The sequence below is a fragment of the Streptomyces sp. ADI95-17 genome, from assembly GCF_003846175.1.
Taxonomy (GTDB): domain Bacteria; phylum Actinomycetota; class Actinomycetes; order Streptomycetales; family Streptomycetaceae; genus Streptomyces; species Streptomyces sanglieri.
The window spans coordinates 234647-236437 of sequence record NZ_ML123049.1 but is presented as its reverse complement, the minus strand read 5'-3'; the positions used below and the strand labels follow the sequence as shown (position 1 = coordinate 236437).

Here is a 1791-nt window from a genome sequence, read left to right as displayed (position 1 = left end):
GGTCGGGCTCCGGCAGAGCCTTCCTGTCGACCTTGCCGTTCGCCGTGACCGGCAGCTCGGCGAGGACCACGCAGATCGCCGGAACCATGTACTCGGGCAGCGAGCGCCCGACGAACTCCCGCAGCTCGGCGGAGCTCGCGCCCCCGGCCACCACGTACCCGACCAGCCGCTTCACGCCGGGCTGGTCCTCCCGTACGACGACCACGGCCTGCTCCACCTCGGGGTGGCCCGCCAGCGCGCGCTCGACCTCTCCGAGCTCGATGCGGAAGCCACGCACCTTGACCTGGTCGTCGGCGCGCCCCGCGAACTCGATGACGCCACCGGGCAGCCACCGCACCACGTCGCCGGTGCGGTACATCCGCTCACCGGGCCCGCCGAACGGTGACGCCACGAAGCGCTCCGCGGTCAGCCCGTACCTGCCCGCGTAGCCGCGCGCCAACTGCACGCCGGTGACGTACAGTTCGCCGGCCACACCCTCGGGCACGGGGCGCAGCCAGGGGTCCAGGACATACAGGCCGGTGTTCCACACGGGCCGGCCGATCGGCACGGTCGCCGTGTCGGGCTCGGCCGGGTGGGAGGTGACGTCGACGGCCGCCTCGGCGGGCCCGTACAGGTTGTAGAGCTTCGCCTGGGGCAGTACGTCGCGGATCTGGTCGCGCAGGGTGCCCTGCAGCATCTCACCGCCGCTGAACACGGTGCGCAGGCCGGTGCAGGCCCTGGTGGCGGGTTCGGCCACCAGGGCGCGCAGCATGGACGGAACGAAGTGGACGGTCGTCACGCCGTGCTCGCGGATCATCCCGGCCAGGTACTGCGGGTCACGGTGGCCGTCCGGGCGGGGCAGTACCAGGGCCGCGCCCGCGATCAGTGGTCCGAAGAACTCCCACACGGCGACGTCGAAGCTCGACGAGGTCTTCTGGAGCACCCGGTCGGCGCCGGTCAGCGGATACACCGACTGCATCCAGAGCAGGCGGTTGGAGATCGACGCGTGGGAGACCAGGACGCCCTTCGGGCGGCCGGTGGAGCCGGAGGTGTAGATCATGTACGCCGCGTGCTGCACCAGGGTCTCGATGTGCGGTGCGGTGGCGGGCTGCGCGGCGGCGTGGCCGGCGCCCGGTGCGAGCACCTCGATGCCGTCGTGCGCCGGGGCCTGTGTGCCGTGGTCGGCGATCAGCAGCCGGGCTCCGGAGTCGCTGAGCATGTACGCGATCCGGTCGGCCGGGTACTCCGGGTCCACAGGGACGTACGCACCGCCGGCCTTGACGACCGCGAGCAGGCTGACGACGAGGTCGATGCCGCGGGGCAGGCTGACCGCCACGACGGTGTCGGGGCGTACGCCGTGCTGCTGGAGGAGGTGGGCGAATCTGTTGGCCCGCTCGTCGAGTTCCCGGTAGGTGAGGACGGTGTCCTCGGTGACGACGGCCGGTGCCTGCGGGGTCAGGGCCGCCTGGGTGGCGAACAGCTCCGGCAGCAGGCGGGGCGGGCAGAACTCGTCCGTGTCGTTCCACTCCCCGCTGAGGGTTGCGGACTCCTCGGTGCTGAGCAGCGGGATCCGGGCGAGCTGCGGCTCGTCGAGCATGGAGCGGAGCAGGGCGGCGAGGCGGCCCGCGATGCCCTGGGCCGTGGTGTCGGCGAAAAGGTGGGGGTCGTACGACATGCGCAGCGTCACACCGGGGTCGGTGTCCCCGACGAGGCGGCCGCCGGTGTACGCGGTGAGGGAGAGCGGGAAGCTGCTGCCGCCCTCGCCGTAGGTCTCGCGTACGCGCAGCCCGTGCCGGGTGCCCATGTCCTCGT

Annotated in this window: 1 protein-coding gene; it reads right to left on the bottom strand. The window is 72.4% G+C overall.

Annotation, left to right across the window (positions count from 1 at the left end; genetic code table 11):
* Positions 1-1791, bottom strand: a 1791-nt coding sequence (locus EES42_RS27960) for a non-ribosomal peptide synthetase (RefSeq protein WP_164495342.1), incomplete at both ends; no start/stop codon positions are given.